The 17,713-nt window shown below is 48.1% G+C and carries 18 protein-coding genes; 2 read left to right on the plus strand and 16 right to left on the minus strand.

The genetic code is table 11. The features are described from left to right. Nucleotides 1-117: 117 nt before the first annotated feature. The 4 genes from AB1L17_RS10490 to pdxR all read right to left on the minus strand — a co-directional run bounded on the left by AB1L17_RS10490 (nt 118) and on the right by pdxR (nt 2,998). Entirely contained in the window at nt 118-540 is a 423-nt protein-coding gene (locus AB1L17_RS10490; RefSeq protein ID WP_412844908.1) for a YvaD family protein, read from the minus strand. Continuing rightward, nucleotides 537-899 carry a DMT family transporter gene (locus tag AB1L17_RS10495; protein ID WP_412844907.1) on the minus strand — a complete coding sequence of 121 codons (363 nt, stop codon included), beginning with the start codon at nt 897-899 and terminating at the stop codon, nt 537-539. Before AB1L17_RS10495 ends, AB1L17_RS10490 begins: the two co-directional genes overlap by 4 nt. A 14-nt stretch (nt 900-913) precedes the next feature. After that, nucleotides 914-1,483, minus strand: a complete 570-nt coding sequence (locus tag AB1L17_RS10500; RefSeq protein ID WP_412844906.1) for a TetR/AcrR family transcriptional regulator — start codon at nt 1,481-1,483, stop codon at nt 914-916. Nucleotides 1,484-1,576: 93 nt separating this feature from the next. Then, nucleotides 1,577-2,998, minus strand: coding sequence for a MocR-like pyridoxine biosynthesis transcription factor PdxR (gene pdxR / locus AB1L17_RS10505; RefSeq protein WP_412844952.1), 1,422 nt, complete (start codon nt 2,996-2,998; stop codon nt 1,577-1,579). 116 nt (nt 2,999-3,114) lie between these two features. On the opposite strand from pdxR, the gene AB1L17_RS10510 reads away from it, so the two are divergent. Beyond that, the gene (locus tag AB1L17_RS10510) at nt 3,115-3,702 is read left to right on the plus strand and encodes a GNAT family N-acetyltransferase (RefSeq protein ID WP_412844905.1); all 588 of its coding nucleotides are present in this window, start codon (nt 3,115-3,117) and stop codon (nt 3,700-3,702) included. 82 nt (nt 3,703-3,784) lie between these two features. After that, nucleotides 3,785-4,045, plus strand: a complete 261-nt coding sequence (locus AB1L17_RS10515; protein WP_412844904.1) for a hypothetical protein — start codon at nt 3,785-3,787, stop codon at nt 4,043-4,045. Nucleotides 4,046-4,279: 234 nt separating this feature from the next. Here the strand turns inward: AB1L17_RS10515 and AB1L17_RS10520 are convergent, their stop codons facing one another. The 12 genes from AB1L17_RS10520 to AB1L17_RS10575 form a co-directional block, all read right to left on the minus strand. After that, complete coding sequence (locus AB1L17_RS10520; RefSeq protein WP_412844903.1) at nt 4,280-4,741, minus strand: hypothetical protein; 462 nt, start codon at nt 4,739-4,741, stop codon at nt 4,280-4,282. A gap of 32 nt (nt 4,742-4,773) precedes the next feature. Continuing rightward, nucleotides 4,774-6,156, minus strand: a complete 1,383-nt coding sequence (locus tag AB1L17_RS10525; RefSeq protein ID WP_412844902.1) for a ribonuclease H-like domain-containing protein — start codon at nt 6,154-6,156, stop codon at nt 4,774-4,776. Next, nucleotides 6,146-8,428 carry a DEAD/DEAH box helicase gene (locus AB1L17_RS10530; protein WP_412844901.1) on the minus strand — a complete coding sequence of 761 codons (2,283 nt, stop codon included), beginning with the start codon at nt 8,426-8,428 and terminating at the stop codon, nt 6,146-6,148. The genes AB1L17_RS10525 and AB1L17_RS10530 overlap by 11 nt, the downstream gene beginning before the upstream one ends. Nucleotides 8,429-8,640: 212 nt before the next feature. Beyond that, a complete protein-coding gene (locus AB1L17_RS10535) occupies nt 8,641-9,582 on the minus strand; it encodes an NAD(P)-dependent oxidoreductase (RefSeq protein WP_412844900.1) in 942 nt (313 codons plus the stop codon). Between the two features lie 25 nt (nt 9,583-9,607). Continuing rightward, on the minus strand, nt 9,608-10,540 hold the full coding sequence (locus AB1L17_RS10540) for a sugar phosphate isomerase/epimerase family protein (RefSeq protein ID WP_412844899.1): 933 nt from the start codon (nt 10,538-10,540) through the stop codon (nt 9,608-9,610). Continuing rightward, entirely contained in the window at nt 10,537-11,271 is a 735-nt protein-coding gene (locus AB1L17_RS10545) for an HAD hydrolase-like protein (RefSeq protein WP_412844898.1), read from the minus strand. The genes AB1L17_RS10540 and AB1L17_RS10545 overlap by 4 nt, the downstream gene beginning before the upstream one ends. Before the next feature lie 34 nt (nt 11,272-11,305). Beyond that, the gene (locus tag AB1L17_RS10550; protein WP_412844897.1) at nt 11,306-12,631 is read right to left on the minus strand and encodes an ABC transporter substrate-binding protein; all 1,326 of its coding nucleotides are present in this window, start codon (nt 12,629-12,631) and stop codon (nt 11,306-11,308) included. Between the two features lie 32 nt (nt 12,632-12,663). Further along, nucleotides 12,664-13,485, minus strand: a complete 822-nt coding sequence (locus AB1L17_RS10555; RefSeq protein ID WP_412844896.1) for a carbohydrate ABC transporter permease — start codon at nt 13,483-13,485, stop codon at nt 12,664-12,666. Nucleotides 13,486-13,501: 16 nt separating this feature from the next. Continuing rightward, nucleotides 13,502-14,389 carry a carbohydrate ABC transporter permease gene (locus AB1L17_RS10560; protein WP_412844895.1) on the minus strand — a complete coding sequence of 296 codons (888 nt, stop codon included), beginning with the start codon at nt 14,387-14,389 and terminating at the stop codon, nt 13,502-13,504. Then, nucleotides 14,390-15,544 carry an alkaline phosphatase family protein gene (locus AB1L17_RS10565; RefSeq protein WP_412844894.1) on the minus strand — a complete coding sequence of 385 codons (1,155 nt, stop codon included), beginning with the start codon at nt 15,542-15,544 and terminating at the stop codon, nt 14,390-14,392. After that, nucleotides 15,541-16,629, minus strand: a complete 1,089-nt coding sequence (locus AB1L17_RS10570) for an ABC transporter ATP-binding protein (RefSeq protein ID WP_412844893.1) — start codon at nt 16,627-16,629, stop codon at nt 15,541-15,543. Before AB1L17_RS10570 ends, AB1L17_RS10565 begins: the two co-directional genes overlap by 4 nt. A gap of 352 nt (nt 16,630-16,981) precedes the next feature. Continuing rightward, nucleotides 16,982-17,569 (minus strand): TetR/AcrR family transcriptional regulator, encoded by a 588-nt coding sequence (locus AB1L17_RS10575; protein WP_412844892.1) that lies wholly within the window; start codon nt 17,567-17,569, stop codon nt 16,982-16,984. Nucleotides 17,570-17,713 lie beyond the last annotated feature (144 nt).

Consider the following 17,713-nt stretch of genomic DNA (forward strand, 5'->3'; position numbering starts at 1 on the left):
AAAGCTAATACTCGCAAAACAAGAGCCGATGCCCTCATTTTACAAATATTAGCTGATCTCCCAATCTCCACAGCACTATTAACTTAAGACCTACTATATAGCCACTACTCAAATTTGTCAAGAATCCCTTTCCCTCACTTTTGCCAGTTCTCGCATCAGACCCGGCAAAAAGAATAACGGGTATATCAGCAGGTACAAGTTAGGAATCCACCAGGACCAATCGAAATCTGCCTTGAACGCCCAAAAAGCGATCGCCTGCAAACCCGAGCAGGATGTCAAAACGAGCGACAGCATGGCAAGCGGCTTCCACATGTGCACTCCTCTACGATAGGCGTACAGACTGGCAAAGCCGGTGATGGAAATCAAAATATCGAGCGGAAAAAAGGACAGGTTCCACGCGACCAGATTGGGGTTGTAATAATCCTGATACAAGTACTCCACAGGGAGAAGCTCCAAAAACGTAATGAGCCAGTAGACGACAAAAGCCACATCTGTGACCCAGAAAAAAACGAGCATCGCTCTTACATTTTTAGCGCTCATTTCGCCTCTGTCACTCCTGTATCTTTCGTGGATGAAGCGTGAGAGGTGTCCCCAATGTTCAACAGCACACATCCCACGATGATGAGACCCACAGCAATCACTTTTTTGACCGTGAAGGCATCCTTGAAGACAACCACACCAATGACTGCGATGATCGCTGTTCCGAGCCCCGACCAGATGGCGTATGCAGTCCCGACCTCCATTTCCTTGAGTGCGAGGCTCAGCGATGAGAAGCACAAAATATAAAAGATAAACATCATCACACTGGGGACAGGCTTGCTCAGCCCGTCAGACAGCTTCATCGATGTTGTTCCAGCCACCTCTAGTAAAATGGCTATTAATAAATAGACCCAACTCATTATGTTCCTCCTACTTACTTGTTTGAAGACGAAGAATCTACGATGCCGCCTAGTAAAATATCGATGACCGCATCCAGCGCATCGCCAATCGTCACATGGTGCTGGTTCGCCAACTGCTGATCAATCAATTGGTTGAGCGTTCCGGTATACATCTGAATCAAGATCGGTAGCTGGATACGCCGAAACACGCCCTCCTCTGCCCCTTGCTCCAGAATGATCCGAACATGCTCCCACTCCTGTTGATTAAACTCGTCGATCAGCTTCCATTGCTCGGGATAGTAGCGCTTCAGCTCATACCACACACGCAGGTCTGTTCGTGAGAAGTTGTTCGGGACAAGTGCCAGTAGCTGCTGCATTTTCTCTACCAGATCTAAGTCGGGATCATGTAAAATCCGGTCTTCTGCTTTACGCAAATCCTCGATGTTTTTTTCGATTACTTTGGTGATCAATGCTTCTTTTGATGGAAAGCTCGCATACAACGTCTTGGTGCTGACGCCTGCCCGCCGAGCTAAATCAGACATGGTAAAACGAACGCCTTTTGTCTCAATCTCCAGATAAGCGCACTGTAGGATTCGCTCCTGCATGCTCTCTTGCCCCCCTCACGAAAACAAGGAAAATATTTTGTTTTTCATATTTTCCAAAACGCATTCTTAGCATAACGGGGTCCTTGCTCCTTGTCAACTATCTCCAAACCACGCTTGGCTCAATGCCTCGATACCGGGATCGATTTTTTCCAGTGGAATACCGGCAAAACCGAGGATAAATTCTTTTGGCACAGGAGTAGGCGGCACCAGCCACGTAAATGATGCCGACGAGGCTCTCACGCCAGCATGAATCGCCAGCCTTTTCAACTCCTCTTCGCTTCGCTCGCTGTTTACCCGCAGCAGGACGTGAAAGCCCGCATCCGCCCCAATGACAGTTGCTCTCTCGCCAAAATGCTTTTGCACTGCCAGCAGCAGGGCATCGTGCTTTTTGCGGTACAGCTTGCGCATTTTTCGGACATGCTTTTCAAAATATCCTTTTTCCATAAAGGCTTCCATCGTACGCTGATGTAGTCGAGATGAGGATTGTTCCAGCAACGTCTCGCGCAACAAGCTGTAGTATGTATCCAGCAGAGATTGTGGCAAAACCATGTACCAGATGCCAAGTGCTGGCGCCAATACCTGCGCAAGGCTCCCCATATAGATGACATTCGAATGAGGGAGCAAACCTTGCATAGACGGAATCGGTCTGCCATGATAACGAAACTCTCCGTCGTAATCGTCTTCGATGATGTACCCGCCCACACTTTTGGCCCATTCGAGCAATTCCAGTCGCTTGGATACTGGCATAATCATCCCGCGCGGATATTGGTGGGCCGAAGAGACTGCAACCAAACGAACCTCCGACTCATATAACTCGCTGACGCTAATCCCGTCCTCTGTAAGCGAGATCGGCACTACGTCATATCCATGCTGGCGAAATGTATTGGCAAACAGTAAATACCCGGGATTTTCTACGCCGATGCGCTTGAACTGGGGTTTTACCATTACACTGATCAATGACAGCAAGCCAAACTGATCCGCGCCAATCACCACTTGATTCGGCGAACAAACTACACCCCTGTACCTGCGCAAGTAGTCAGCGATCTGCATTCGGAGCCCTGCCTCGCCTTGTGGGTCCCCATAAAAAAGATTCTCTTGCTGCTCTATGTGAAGCGTCTCATTGTACAAACGACGCCAAATCATGGTTGGAAATAACGAAAAATCGTTGTGGGAAAGATGGAAATCATAGTCGTACGCTCTTTCGTCACGCAGCACAGGCCGCTGGATGGTTTGCTCGCTCGCGTAAGCACCCGACTTCACTTCGGGATCAGGCAATTTCTCCACGTAATACCCACTGCGCGGTCTGCTTTGGATAAAGCCTTCTGCCAGCAGCTGCTGGTATGCCATCTCCACAGGTGTTGTGCTTAGGCCCAGCAAGTCAGCCAGCTTGCGAACGGACGGCAGCTTGCTACTCACCGCCAATCTCCCTGCGACGATTTCTTTTTTCAAATAGGTATACAGCTGCACGTATTGCGGCTCGTTGTCGTTCTCCTGCCAGTTCGGGGTCAAGAGCATCCGGGTTCTTACCTCCATCTGTCCTTTTCACTTTTACGAAACTGCATATTTTCAAGTATACACTTGCTCGTTATCCTAAGAAAAAGAAGTTTTGGACGAACAGGAGGACATCTACTATGTCAACTACTCATGAGAATTCAAGTGTGGCGGTACGCTTTTTGGAAGGAGAACGCGTCTATCTGCGCCCGATCGGCACAGAAGATACCGAATTATATTTCCGCTCCTTATTTAACAAGGAAACTCGCAGGCTGACCGGCACACAAAAGCATTTCACACGCGAGCAAATCCAGCAGTACATCGAGAACAAAGGTCAGGACTCGTCGAGCGTCCTCTTATTGATCGCGCTATGTGAAAACGATCAGGTGATTGGCGACGTCCAGATTGGTGATATCGATACAAAGAATCGAAACGCCTTTATTCGAATAGCTATTGACCAGAATGCCTTTCAAGGCAAAGGCTATGGCAGTGAAGCGCTCCTGTTGATGCTCGATTACGGCTTCGGTATTCTCAATCTGCACCGCATCGAGCTAAACGTTTATTCCTTCAATGAGCGTGCCATCCACACGTATGAAAAGCTCGGCTTCCAGCGCGAAGGCGTGCAGAGACAAGCGCTTTATTACAACCACGCCTATCATGACTCCATTCTCATGTCGATGCTGGCGGATGAGTATCGGGCGAAATATGTGAAAAAATTAAAAGGATAGAGTTCAGATCATCTCTGAATCTCTATCCTTTTGGTTAGTCTTCCTGGTAAAATATGTTTGAAAGAACAGGGGGTAGATTGCTGTGAAACAGTATTCATCTGATCATGTACCAGCAAATATGTTCACGAAAGCAGCATTGCGTAAAATGGGACTAGTCCCTATTTCAAAACATTCTGCATATGTTACCTTTCCACCTAGTAACCGACGCTATAAATTGTACACACTCGAGAACGCACGACCAGCTGATCCTGCTGCAGGCTATTCATTATGTATTGAAATTGATTCGGAAGAGGCAAGGCAAAGCTTGAGGGATATGATCAAACAACAATTTGGAGATGATTGATAGCTGGGACGCTACTCTTGTAGGCTTTCCCATTCCCTTTCCGCACTGTAATACGCCTTATTGGCAAGAAGCTCGCGAATATTCCCCAAATAAGGCATCAGCTCTTGCGCTTCAGTAATTGATTTCCATGCGATCTCCTGTATCTCTTCATCGGTCGTACTTAATACTCCGCCTGTAATCTCTCCTCGAAAAGTGATGAATGTGGCATGTTCCCTTTTAGCCCCCTTTTTTCGGTCAGGGGGCTTTTTGCAGCTTCAGCTTGATTTGTTCTTCATGCTCTCCCGTATCGTCTGTCCATTTTATATCCATTTTCAACTCAGAGAAGTAGTATTCCATCTGTTCATTCGGTGTGTCTCTCCATGGGAATTTAAGTGAGAGGTAATTCGGATGATCACGAAAAAGCAGCACGGGTTGATCTTTCGGGAATTTTTCATAGTCAAAGTCTGTGAAACGTATGCTAGGACCACCATTGACCAAATAAGTCTTCGCATACAACATCGTCACTTTCTTATCCATTTTCTTCGTCAAGTAAAATGGATACACAACCGTTTCTGGCTTCTTCTCATTCGGCCTGACCTCCATGACCACTCTCCAGTTTTCGCTCTCCCCCATAAATGTGTGCACCCAATTATACTTCGATGAACTGCCACCTAGAAGTAGTAACACAAACAGAAAGCAGACAACAATCTGTCTCATCCTACGCCTCCTCTGAACACTAAGTGTGAGGACTACTCTTGCTCACCCGCCCAATCCAAAAATCCCGACAACAAGCTCTCTTCTTCCGCCACGTTTCCGCGAAGCTTTCCTTCCAGCCGATCGATTCGCTTGTGATACGCCTCTGCGTCAGCCTTGGTTCTGTTACGCAAAAGACTCCCGCGTTTCTTCCACTGGTCATACGCTTGCTTCGTATAATGCAGCGCCTTTTCCCAATCCTTCATCTGGTGCTCGCACAGCTTGGCAGCCTCAATAAACACCTCTTCCGGGACATAACCGGACGACTGTATACACGACTCCCAAACGGTTAGGGCTTGCTGCCAATCCTTTTGCTTTTTGTACAGATGACCGATGGCGAGCTTGGCCCGGTTGCTCCACGCATGATTGCTGTCTGCGACGAGATGATAGCCTGCCATAGCCGCCTCCTGATCCCCAAGCGCGTCATACCATCTGGCGATTTCGTAGCTTTCCTCGGGCGATACACTTACTGTGCCTTGCCCTACCAATAAACGCGTCATGTGAATATACATCGTGATCAGAGACAGGACGTCTGTCTCGTTATGTCGCAGCACACCTTCGATCACATCAGGGTCTTGGGCATGCAAAAAGTCGAAATACCGCACCGGAGCCAAATACCCGGGCAAATCATCCTCGCGAAAAACATCCAGCTTTTCCTGCTCGATGACACCTAAGCGGCATGATTCCAGCTCCGCCTTCCACAGCCTCCTTGCCCCGTGCAAAAGGTCGAAATGACCAAAGGTAGGCAAAGCGGGCACCTGATCGCGCACTAGCGTATGCCTCGTCCGCACTTGCGGCCAGTCAAAGGACTTTCCGTTAAAGGTTACTAAATGCGAGGACTTCTGTGCTTGCTCCAAAAACGATTGGTACAAGGTCACCTCTGCATGCGGGCCGGGAAGAAAATGCTGGCGCACCACGACATGTTCCCCTTCGAAGCGGCTGTATCCCAAGAGAAAGATGGCATTGCCTGCCCCACCTGACAGGCCCGTTGTCTCGGTATCGAAGAACAGCAGGTCCTCTGCTTTTCTGCCCGCAGCGGATAGCGGATGCTCTCTGTCTGCCTCTTCCCACATACGGATCGCCTCAAGCAGCTCGGAAAAGGCATAAGCTCCGTGCTGCTGATGAATCGGATAGCGAACCTCGCGAATCATGACGTACTCGTCTTCCCAGAAGTAAGGCGATGCCTGTAATTCCTTCCACCTGTCGGCAAAAGGAATCTGTACATCGGCGCTATTATATGCTGGTACAGCCGTCGTTGGCTCCTCCCCCGTCTCTTGTGGGAGAATGGGCCGTTCCGATTCCATTGCCGGCGCTGCCACTTTGTCCGCTTCTAACGAGAGATGTCCCTTCATCCGTTGCAGCTTGGATTTAAGAGACATACGTACTTCCCCCTTGCGCGATGCGCAGCAAGGTCATCGCTAGTCCCTTGCTGCCATCATCTGTGGCTCCCACACAAGACGGACAGCCTGACTCACACGGGCAAGAAACAATCATCCGCTCCGCCTGCGTCAAAATCGTCTCCATTTCCTTGTATACCTGCTCGCTCAAGCCGATGCCGCCGGGATAACGGTCGTAGAGGAAAATCGTCGGCTCCTGCGAGTGAACGGCCTTGCGTTGCGGAATCACGTGCAGGTCCATCGGGTCGCACATGACAAACAGCGGAGCTACGTGCTGCAGCACATGCGCCAAACCGACCAAGCCACGCTCCACATCCTCTGTCCCGATCTCACCGAGCAGCGCTTCAGAAAAGCCGATCCACGCTGCATTCGTATGCAGCTCCTCTTCCGGCAAATGAATCGGTCCCGAGCCGATGTTTTCATGCGACTCGAATTTGATTTTCTTGAAAATCGTCGCCATCGCATTCACAGCCACTTCGCCATAAGCCAACGTGCTCTGCGCATGAGGACGCGACTGATCCTGCTCCAATACCTTCAGCGAGACGGCCAAGTTCGCGTCCGTGTAGTAATCGACTTGGACTTCGCGGACGTACGCCTTCTTTTCCTCGAAGTCCAGCTTTTCTACCTGGAACTGCGTCCCTTGATGCAGGTAAATGGCTTCGTCATGCAAGAGCGTCATGGAGCTGAAACGGTCCATTTCCCCGATGACACGCTCATTTCCCCGTTCACTGATGTCGATGATCACGACATTTTCCTGCGAGGCTGACCGTAGACTGATGTTGTGTGCCGGGAACGAATCGTTCATCCAGAACCACTTGCCCCGAGAATGATGCAGCACCTGCTCCTCGGTCAAAAACTCCAGAATCTCCACGATTTCCGCGCGTCCGAATTTGTCCCCCTCCCGAAATGGCAGCTCGTACGCCGCACATTTGAGATGGTCGACTAAGATGATCAGGTTGTCGGGATTAATCCTCGCTGTCTCGGGACTGCGGTCGAAAAAGTACTCCGGATTGGCAATCACGTACTGATCCAGCGGCGTAGAGCTGCCGACCATGATGACGACAGATTCACCCTGCCGTCTTCCCGCCCTTCCTGCCTGCTGCCACGTGCTTGCGACCGAGCCGGGATACCCGGTAATGACGCAGGCCTGCAGCTGCCCGATATCGACACCCAGCTCCAGCGCATTCGTACTGACTACGCCCATAATGTCGCCATTGCGCAAGCCGCGTTCAATCTCTCTGCGCTGGCTCGGCAAATAACCGCCCCGATACCCTTGGATTGTTTTCGGGCCGAGCTTGCGGCGAATCAGCTCCTGCAAATACGTCAGCAAAATCTCTACACGTACACGGCTTCTCGCAAAAAGAATCGTTTGAATGCCATTGGTGAGAAATTGCTCTGTAATGTCGCGTGCCTCCAATGTAGCGCTGCGCCTAATATTGAGCTGTTTATTGACCACGGGTGGATTGTAAAAAAGGAAATGTTTGATGCCTGCTGGAGCTCCGTTGTTATTGACCAGCTCTACCTCTTCTTCTATCAGGGCTTCTGCCAGCTGCTTCGGGTTGGCAATGGTGGCCGATGTGCAAATAAATTGCGGGTAACTGCCGTAAAACGCACAGATACGCTTTAAGCGACGGATCACATTGGCGACATGGCTTCCAAACACCCCGCGATATGTATGCAGCTCGTCAATGACGATGTATTTGAGATGCTCGAAAAACGACACCCACTTGGTGTGATGAGGCAAAATGGCTGAATGCAGCATATCCGGGTTGGTGATCACGATATTTCCTGCTTTGCGTACCATCTGCCGAATATTTGCAGGTGTATCGCCATCATACGTCTCTGATTTGATGGAAAGACCCATCTCGGTGATCAGCTCGTGCAGCTCCGATTTTTGATCCTGAGCAAGAGCTTTGGTTGGGAATAAGTAAAGCGCACGTGCTTGCGCGTCTTCCGATAACGTCTGGATAATCGGCAGATGATAGCACATGCTTTTGCCAGAGGCAGTGGGGGTAACTGCTACAATATGTTTGCCTTCTCGCACATGGCGAAAGGATGTTTCTTGATGGGTGTACAAGGAAGTAATCCCTCTTTTTTCGAGGGCTTCTTTTATTCGTGGATTCAGTTCCAGAGGGAACGGAACCGTCAGGGCTTCACGCTTGGGAATGATTTTCCAATGGGCAATATTAGCCTTGAACCGCTCGTCTTGCGTCAAATGTTCAAGAACCTGCGCCACATTCTTTTTTACATTCATCTTCGTCACCTTCTTGCCCTTATTTTACGAATGGATGTTCGGGAAGTAAATACCAAATAGCCCCAAGCTCTCCCTTTTCTCCTTTCATCGTCCGGGTAAAAATAGCCAGAAAATTGACTGTTTCCGCTGAAACCTCTCAAAGATAAGGGAGCATTAAAAAACCGGGACCAGTCGATGAATGACTGATCCCAGCTTGTTCTTTGGGCCCTTGCTTATGGAAGTTGATTCAAATGATTGTGCGGCGTTTCATTGCGTTGGATTCGCTCTATGTTTTCCACAAAGAATTGATACCTTTTCTCGTGGAATTTGGTTCCGTCAGGCATACCTGCTGTATGTGGCGTCAACACGACATTTTTCAGAGCGCGCAGCTCACTGTCTACGCTGAGAGGCTCTACTGTAAACACATCGAGGCAAGCTCCGCCAATCACATTGTTTTTCAGCGCTTCGATCAAATCCTCTTCACAGATGATCGGCCCTCTCGCTGTATTGACGAGAAGTGCATCGTTTTTCATTTTCGCTAAAAATTGTTTGTCTACCAAATGTCTTGTGGACTCATTCAGAAAAATATTCAGGGTGATCACATCAGATTCGGTAACCAGCGTGTCCAGATCAACTATTTCGGCATCATCGCTCTGTCTGTTTGGGTTGGTGTCGTACGCCAGCACCTTCATCCGAAAGGCTTTTGCCAGCTCTGCTACGCGTGAGCCTATTGCGCCAAAGCCAATGGTACCGATGGTTTTTCCTGCGAGCTCGCCACCGACGTACACGAGCTTCGTCTCATCCTCCCGATTTTTCATTGCTTGATCGAGAAAGGAGATGTTTTTGTAATACCCGAGAATGAGCGCCATAATATGCTCGGCTACTGCGTTCGCATTCACGCCAGCAGCGTTGCTCACCCAAATGTTTTTCTTCGTGCACGCCTCAATATCCACGTTATCAAAGCCCGCACCCGTCTGAACAAATTTCAGGTTGTGCGCTTTGTTCAGCAAGTCCTCGTTTACCTGGATATGCTCGGGAATCAATACATTCGCTTCGCTGATAAATGACTCGATTCTCTCAGGCTCCACGATTCGAATATTCCAATCCTTCGGAAACGCTTGCGTCACGCGTTGCTTTGAATAATCGGTAAAGTATCCCGTAATTAATACATTCACTTATGCCCAGCCCCAGTCTTTTCGTTTATGCATTGGCCCACGCTTCGTAAAAAGCACGTTTTACATTGGCGATGACAAGCATTGGCGATTCATCCTCAAGCCGCCCAACCTCAAAGGTCATGACTGGCTTTCTCGTTGGTTTCGGGCTCTTGAAGAAATCAATCTCATGCAATGTCTTGATAAATGACGTTAGCTCATCCACGCCAACCTCCGAATCCTTGACGCCAAATGGAAGATGCTTATCCCCGAAATAGCTGGCTCGCCTGTCTTTCAAGTAACAATTTCCGAGATGAATGTGCGTCAAATAATCTTTGGCCAGCCACAACGATTTGTGCGGATTTTCGCCCATAATCGGCAGGTGGCTTTGATCCAGCAACAGGCCAAAATTGTCGTACTCGCTGCGGATCACACTCGCTGCATGCACAGCTTCATGAGTCGGGCCGAGCAAATATTTGCGATCGACATGTCGATCCCCGATCTCCAAAGAAATGTACAGCTCGTACGAATCTGCTTTTTCTTTTGCGTACTTGCACAGCTCCATAGCCGAAGTAATAAACGCGTGGATGTTTTTCGGCTTGTTTTCCTCGCCTTCGAATTTGCCCGTCACGATATGCATGATTTTTGCATTCATTTCATAGCAGTGGTCGATCAGCATCTTGCCCGATTCGATGGACTTGTTGCGAACGACCGGGTCCAAGGAGCTGAGATCAATCTGCAATTCTCTGGCTGCATCTCCGCCGTTGAAAATAACCTCGACACCGCTGTACGCCATATACTTTGCCGCTTGCTGCCTCGTCTCTTTATCTGCGATATAGGAGACTTCCACTGCCGTAAAGAATGGGTCTTCCAGGATCGTAAGAAGACTCGGAATCATCTGCTCAGGCCTGCTTTGTGAAAAAGGAAACAGCTTGGGCAAGACTATGCCGACACTCGCCATCTTCTCCACTGGGTAGATCATACGATTTTACCGGACAAAATCAGCTCTGGCAGTTCTTTTACGGTGTCGAGCACATGCGTATGATAGTACTTGCCCCATACCTCGATTGGAGTCGAGCCTTGCATGACGCCGATGACTGCTTTGCAGCCTGCATTGTAGCCTTCGAGCATATCCGCTGGCGTATCGCCGAGCTTGATGACTTGTCTGACGTTTTGCACATTCAAATATTCCATCGCTTTGAAAATCATGAACGGAGCCGGACGTCCTTTGCCTTCTGGCACCATATCCAGGTCTACCGCGTAATCGATCAAGCCGTCCTTCACCCAACCGAGCGATTCCATGATGACACTGTTGATTTCTTTATGGAAGCCTGTCCCGGTCGCTACCTTGATGCCATTTTCCTGGCACCATTTCAGCGTTTCGGTTGCACCAGCGATTTCGCGGCAATTTTCCTGGTAGAACGCGATCATATATTCGGTGTATCGCTCGTACAGCTTGACCGCTTCATCGTGCGTTGTGCTGTCGATATCGATTTCAAAGTTTTTGAAGTCGATCATATTCCCTTTTGTTCTCGCAATCAAATATTGATAAAGATGAATCTTGTTCGTTCCCATGTGCGTGCTGATTTCATCTGGTGTCACGTTCAAACCGTATTCCACAGCCGCTTTATGCAGGCAATCTCTCACTGCGTTATCATCCTCAACCAACGTTCCTGCCAGATCAAATACAGCCAATGCGACACCGTTTTTCATTTTTCCATCTCTCCTGTTCGGTATGATTTATGATTTATTGCTTCAGTGCCTTATCGAGTTCTTTCTGTGCTTTTTCTTTCGCCACTTTGAGCGCTTCTGCGGCAGGAATGTTCTCGATCAGCACCTTGTCCTTCGCCAGCTCAATTTCTGCATAAATTTTGCCGCCTGTCGGGTCTACAAAAGGAGCAATCCCGTTCGTTTTCGCCTGTTCCATAGGTACCGAGAAGTACAGATTTTCCTTCAATTTGTTCTGGTAAATCTCTGTGTTCACTGCGCTGTCGCGAATTGGAATATAGCCGGTTTGTACTGCCCAGTACGCTGTTTTTTCCGCCTCCGAGAAGAACTTCACGAATTCCCACGCGCCCTCTTGCTGTTCCTTGGAGGATGCTTTGAACAGGTTGAACATGACAGAAATCGCTACAGGTCTAGGTGGTTGTCCATTGAAGCCTTTTTGCATGCCAGTTGCTACCTTGGTGAAATCCAGATCGCCCCCGTCACCAGAAGAGCCTGTGTAGCCTGCGGATTTTCCGTTCATTACGTTGTCGATGGTTTTGTACCACCATTCCCAGCCATTGCCGCCATAGACGGTATCCATGCTTTTGTCCTCATGAATGTACTTGCGAATGCTGTCCCACGCATACACCCATTCTTCCGAGTCGATCGTGACAGTCTTGCCGTCCTCGCTCACGATATCGCCGCCAGCAGAACGCGCGTAGTCGATCATATGCTCCGTGTACCACATGATGGACCAGCCGTTGATTCCTTCTTTTTCTTTGATGAGCTTCGCTGCATCTGCCAACTCTTCGAAGCTCTTGAGCGCATTGTAGTCAATCTTGTATTTGTCAAAAATATCTTTGCGGTAGTACATCATTTGCGTACTGACATAGGCAGGAACGCCCAGCATCGCATCGTTGTACTTCCCTTGCTCTAGCAGCAGAATATCGTCCTTTTTATACTCCGGCTGATTGATCTCCTCATCCAACGGCAGCAATGCATCGCTTTTCGCCAGCTTCATGAATTCCGGATACGCATTGATCGCCAAGGCTGGTGGCTTGCCTGCTGCCAGCGACGCCTGAAGTGCCTGCAACGTCTCGCTGTAGTCACCTTGGACAATCGGAACGACCTCGTATTTTTCATTGCTGCTGTTAAAGTCCTGCACGATTTTTTGCATCGTCTCCCCGAGCTTGCCGCCGAGACCGTAGTAGAACTCCAGCTTGATTTTCTCGTTAGGGCCAGACGATGCACTCGCGTTGCTGTCAGACGCGGTGTTGTTCGAACAACCGACAGCTCCGGTAAAAATAAGCGCAGAGCTCAGGATAGAAAGCATGAGGCTCTTGGTGTTTCGCTTCCGATTTTTCATAATGATTCCTCCCATTAAATCGCTGTCTTGGTCTATTTGTTGACATACAGATTAGCCATGGAATGAATGATTCTTTTGCTTGCGATTGCGAGCAGGATCAGCATCGGTGCCAGTGAAACCGCACATGCCGCCATCGCCAGTGGGAAGTCCATCCCATAGCCCGCCTGACTCATAAACAACCGCCGCAATCCAATCGTGACGAACATGTTTTCCTCCGACTTGATCAAGAGCGAGGGCCACATATAGTTGTTGTAGCTGTAAATAAAGGTGATCAACACCAATGAAGCAATTGCGTTCTTGCAATACGGGATATACACGGTAAATATGAGTCGCAGATGCCCCGCCCCATCCAGCTTGGCAGCATGCACCACATCCTTTGGCACCTGCGCAAACGATTGCCGCAGGAAAAAGACGGCGAAGATGCTGATGAGCTCACTGAGAATGTAACCGGTGTGCGTATCCAGCAAATTCACCTTGGACAGCAAAATGAACGAGGGAATGTACGTTACCGCTGATGGCAGCATGTACGTCGCCAAAATAAGCACGAAGCAGTACCGAACCCATCTTTTCTGAGCTGTCGCGAAAACATACGCCGCAAAAATGGCAGTAAAGATTTGAAAAACGATGATGATCAGGCTGACAGAAATGCTGTTCCACAAATAAAGCAGCATCTTCGTTTCCGTGAATACACGGATGTAATTCTCAAAATGAAAGGTGGAAGGCAGCAGGCTCCCGCTGTACACCTCGCTTTTGGGCTTGATCGAAATCAAGAACATCCAGAGAAACGGAAACACCATCAGTATGCTCAACAAAATTAACATCGCATAATTGATGCCTGTTTTTAATTTTGCCAAGGACAAAGCTCCCACCTCATTTGGTAAACAGTAGTTTGGACAAGAAGAAATTCAGTGCGCTGATCAAGAGACACATGACCAAGAAAATCATCGCCAACGCTGATGCTGGTCCGGTTTCAAAATACTCAAAAGCAAGCACGTAGAAGTAGTACAAAATGGTCGAAGTCGCTCCTGAAGGTCCGCCCTGCGTCAAAATATAAATTTGATCATAGGCTTTGAGAGAATTCAGCGTAAAAAAGACGAACAGAAAAACAAGAATCGGTGAGATCGCAGGCAAGGTGATTCTGAATAATTTTCGTAATCCTCTCCCTCCATCCAAATCATTCGCCTTCTCAACTTCCGGGTCCAATTTCGCGAGAGCAGAGGAAAGCAGCAAGATCCCTAGCCCCATGTACTGCCAGATAGTGACGATAATGACGACAATCATCGCCGTCGTTTGTCCACCCAGCCACTTCACTGGCTCCATACCGATACCTTTGAGGACATAATTGACAATCCCGGAGTCGGTGTCGAAAATGCTGACCCATACCATGGAAACAACCACAGTCGGTGTGATCCACGATGAGAACGCACTCGCCACAAAGAAGTGGCGAAACTTCTGTATTTTGTTTAACCGGATGGCCACGAATAGTCCGAAAATGATCGGCGGAATGACTGTAAAAAAGGTAAACACTAGCGTGTTGAGCAGTACTTTTCCGAAGAACGCGTCGCTCATCAAGTTTTGGTAGTTTTCCAGCCCTACGTAATCAAAATCAGGCGAAATATAGTTCCAGTCTGTAAAACTGATATGAAACGTTTTGATCATCGGGTAGATCCAAAAAATAACTAACGGGATCAATGTCGGCAAAAGTAACCCAAGCGACCATGCGTTATCCTTGATCGTTTTGCTGATTGGTCTGCCCATTTACTCGTACTCCTTGAGGATGTCTTTGATCGGTTGTCCGTCACATGGATGAGCGATTCGGAACAACTGCGCGAGTGTCGGCGCAATGTTTTCGATCTGCGTTTCTTCGATCACTTTGCTTTTCGTAAACGCATCTCCTAAACACAAGAGAAATCCATTCATCTCCTCGACATTCGCGGGATGGTACCCGTGCAGGCTTTTCATCTCCTTGTATTTGGGTTGTTCGGGAAAAGCGATATCTTCCCCGCAAATCGTATGCTTCAAATCGAGGATGCCGAATGGTCTGCCCCCTGATGGCGTGTCCCCTGCCAGCTCATAAAAGTGATGCACTTCTGGCAACTGTTCAAAAAACGCCATGATTTCTTTGTTTTGCTGCTGATCTAACGAGCTATAAAACAACAACGCCCCGCTGCCGTCCCCGACGAATCTGATTTGTTTGTTTCGGAAATGCTGCTTCCACTGACTTTTGGCCAAAATCTCATTCGGGTAAAAAAACGATTGAATATCGCTTTGACCATGATCCGAGAAAATGATCAGGTTGAATGGTTTTTGCGTCTTTTTCAACGTCTGCTCGATTTGATCGAGATAAACAAGCAGCTCCTCCAGGCATCGCATTGCCTCAGGCGAGTCTTTCCCATATTGGTGCGACAGCGCATCATACCCGACAAACCTTGCCGCGATAAAATCATAGGTTCCCGTTTTGATCGCTTGCATCGTTTCACGCAGTGCGACATGATCGATTTTTTCTACAGAAACGTTTGCCTTCAGCTTTTTTTTGCTGCTCGATTCCGTAACCAAATGGTGAATATACGGGTTTCCAGATGTCATGGGCCAATGTATGCAGCAGCTCGTCCCTGCCTGTCTCGCCACCGAATGGAAAAACGTCTGCTTGTGAAGCGCTTCGTTGCAAAGATACTCGTGGTCACCGTACAACGAGATTCTTTCCATCGTATCTGTGCGGGCTACGATATTATCAAAGACACCATGCTTACCCGGGTGGCTCCCGGTCATCGCCGCTGCATGTGCAGTAAATGTGACCGAGGGAAATGTCGTAATCAGTTTTTGGCAGTAGGAATAACCATTCTCTATTCGTTGCTGTGCGTACCGCTCAAAGCTTTGGTAACTGACGCCGTCTATGGAGATAAGTACATTCATGGGTGGCACCTCAGATTTTTTTGCGTGTGCTTGTCAAATACATGGACATGGTCCGCTTTAATCCCTACGTTCACCTTTTGACCCTTTGCATACGTCTGGGTGAAGCTTTTTTTCACGATAAAATTGCTCGCTTTGTACTTCAGGTGAACTAACACATCCGTTCCGATAATTTCCGTGAACAGTACCTCCATGGATAATGCATCGTCACTGTCTTCGGTGAGATAGCAATGCTCCGGTCTGATTCCCGCTACGATCTCAGGAGCTTGCTCCAGCACCTCGAGGGGGAGATTGGTTGCAAGCAGCACCCCGTCTACGTCCACATAGACTTGTCCCTCTCTCTGGCTCAGACTCGCATCCATGTAATTAATGGGTGGTGAGCTGATGAAATTGGCAACGAACATATCCACCGGGCAATCGATGATTTCCATCGGCGTTCCGATTTGCCGGAACTTCCCTTCCGCCATAATCGCGATTCGATCCCCTAAGGTAACGGCCTCCACCTGATCATGCGTCACGTAAATGAACGTGGAATCCAAGCGCTCGTGCAGCTTTTTAATCTCAATTCTCATTTCATTTCGCAGCTTGGCATCCAGATTGGATAACGGCTCGTCCATCAAGAACACTTTCGGTTCCTTCACGATGGCCCGCCCAATCGCTACCCGCTGTTTCTGCCCGCCAGACAATTGACTGGGGAACCGCTTCAACAACGGATTGATTTGTAAAATATCTGCTGCCGCCATGATGCGCTTTTCTCGCTCTGCCTTTTTTACCTTTTTTATTTTCAGGCCGTATGCCATGTTTTCGAATACGGTCATATGCGGATAGAGTGCATAGTTTTGAAAAACCATCGCAACTCCCCGATCCTTTGGTTCCACTTCATTTACACAAACATCGCCAATGTGCACTTCGCCTTGGGTAATCTCTTCAATCCCGGCAATCATTCGGAGCAGCGTAGATTTCCCACAACCGGATGGTCCCAATAACACCAGGAACTCTTTGTCTTTGATTTGCAGGCTGATATCATCCAGCGTGTATTTATCGCTCGTATATTGCTTGGACAATGACTTCAACGTAATACTCGACATTTTGAAAACCCCTTACCTGTTGTGTCATATACGACCAGCTATTCCGTTTTCATCATTCAATCTTTATTGGACAATTGTGATTTATTTCGCAATTCACACCAACAACCTTATTTTTGTTCAAAAATGTTTGTACATTCATCGTAATTCAGCATTGTTAACTACGTGTCAAACCACATTGTGGTCTTTGTAAAACAGCCTGCGCTAGCAGCAATTACTCCTTTAAGAACGAAAAAAAGCAATCAGATCAACATTTCCTTGATCTAATTGCTTTTTATTTCAAGCAGCTATTATTTTCGTTTCTTATCTTGTATAAAGAATTGACCATGTTTTTCGTAAGGAATTGTAAAGTAGGTTAAGCAAAAAGGGTTGCCAGATGATGCAGTAGCACACGCTCTATCCGCTCTCCACCGACACGCTGTGGTTCGAGAAAGGCATGCAGCGCCAAACCATCGATGACAGCGTACAGCTTTTCTGCTTCTATGTCTTTATCCAGGGGTTTTCGTAATAGCTGAAATTGATCAGCAGAGTCCAAAAGGTTGCGGATCGCAGCATATATCCCGTCGTGCTGTGCATCAAATCCTTCTTTTTTGTGTTGGAAGTACGCGGTAAAAGCAAACCATACTTCCATTTCGACCATCTTTTCTCGATTCGTCGGGAGGAGCTCCAGAAAGATTTTATTAATTCTCTCTTTTGGCGGCCATTCTTCATTGGCGGCGATTTCAGCGATACGAGCTGTCGCTCTTTCTTTTACGAGCTGCATGGCATACATCAACAGTTCATCCTGTGTTGCGAAGTAATGTCGCAGAGCACCTAATGAAAGTCCTGCTTCCTTTGCGATGCCCCTTACCGTCGCTCCCTCCATTCCTTGCTCGACAATGACACGCCACGTTGCTTCTGCTATTTGTTCTCTTCTTTTCTCATGATCGATTATTTTTGGCATAGTAGTATTTTAGCAAGATTGGCAAGGGACAAGCAACTTTAATAATACAGTTGTATTATTTTAAATTCGATGATAAGATTCTTTTGTTAGTACAACTGTATTATAAAAACCTCTCATACAGGAGAATACACTTCACAAAAGGAG

Origin of the sequence: Brevibacillus jepli (genome assembly GCF_047229145.1) — a bacterium.
In the GTDB taxonomy this organism is placed as follows: Bacteria; Bacillota; Bacilli; order Brevibacillales; family Brevibacillaceae; genus Brevibacillus.

Bases quoted from the DNA above. Each gene is read 5' to 3' on its own strand.
- AB1L17_RS10530 (WP_412844901.1), bottom strand. From the start codon at position 8,428: ATGAATGTAAAAAAGAATGTGGCGCAGGTTCTTGAACATTTGACGCAA.
- pdxR (WP_412844952.1), bottom strand. From the start codon at position 2,998: ATGCTCTTGACCCCGAACTGGCAGGAGAACGACAACGAGCCGCAATAC.
- AB1L17_RS10495 (WP_412844907.1), bottom strand. From the start codon at position 899: ATGAGTTGGGTCTATTTATTAATAGCCATTTTACTAGAGGTGGCTGGA.
- AB1L17_RS10545 (WP_412844898.1), bottom strand. From the start codon at position 11,271: ATGAAAAACGGTGTCGCATTGGCTGTATTTGATCTGGCAGGAACGTTG.
- AB1L17_RS10565 (WP_412844894.1), bottom strand. From the start codon at position 15,544: ATGAATGTACTTATCTCCATAGACGGCGTCAGTTACCAAAGCTTTGAG.
- AB1L17_RS10570 (WP_412844893.1), bottom strand. From the start codon at position 16,629: ATGTCGAGTATTACGTTGAAGTCATTGTCCAAGCAATATACGAGCGAT.
- AB1L17_RS10550 (WP_412844897.1), bottom strand. From the start codon at position 12,631: ATGAAAAATCGGAAGCGAAACACCAAGAGCCTCATGCTTTCTATCCTG.
- AB1L17_RS10500 (WP_412844906.1), bottom strand. From the start codon at position 1,483: ATGCAGGAGCGAATCCTACAGTGCGCTTATCTGGAGATTGAGACAAAA.
- AB1L17_RS10560 (WP_412844895.1), bottom strand. From the start codon at position 14,389: ATGGGCAGACCAATCAGCAAAACGATCAAGGATAACGCATGGTCGCTT.
- AB1L17_RS10490 (WP_412844908.1), bottom strand. From the start codon at position 540: ATGAGCGCTAAAAATGTAAGAGCGATGCTCGTTTTTTTCTGGGTCACA.
- AB1L17_RS10525 (WP_412844902.1), bottom strand. From the start codon at position 6,156: ATGTCTCTTAAATCCAAGCTGCAACGGATGAAGGGACATCTCTCGTTA.
- AB1L17_RS10575 (WP_412844892.1), bottom strand. From the start codon at position 17,569: ATGCCAAAAATAATCGATCATGAGAAAAGAAGAGAACAAATAGCAGAA.
- AB1L17_RS10540 (WP_412844899.1), bottom strand. From the start codon at position 10,540: ATGATCTACCCAGTGGAGAAGATGGCGAGTGTCGGCATAGTCTTGCCC.
- AB1L17_RS10520 (WP_412844903.1), bottom strand. From the start codon at position 4,741: ATGAGACAGATTGTTGTCTGCTTTCTGTTTGTGTTACTACTTCTAGGT.
- AB1L17_RS10510 (WP_412844905.1), top strand. From the start codon at position 3,115: ATGTCAACTACTCATGAGAATTCAAGTGTGGCGGTACGCTTTTTGGAA.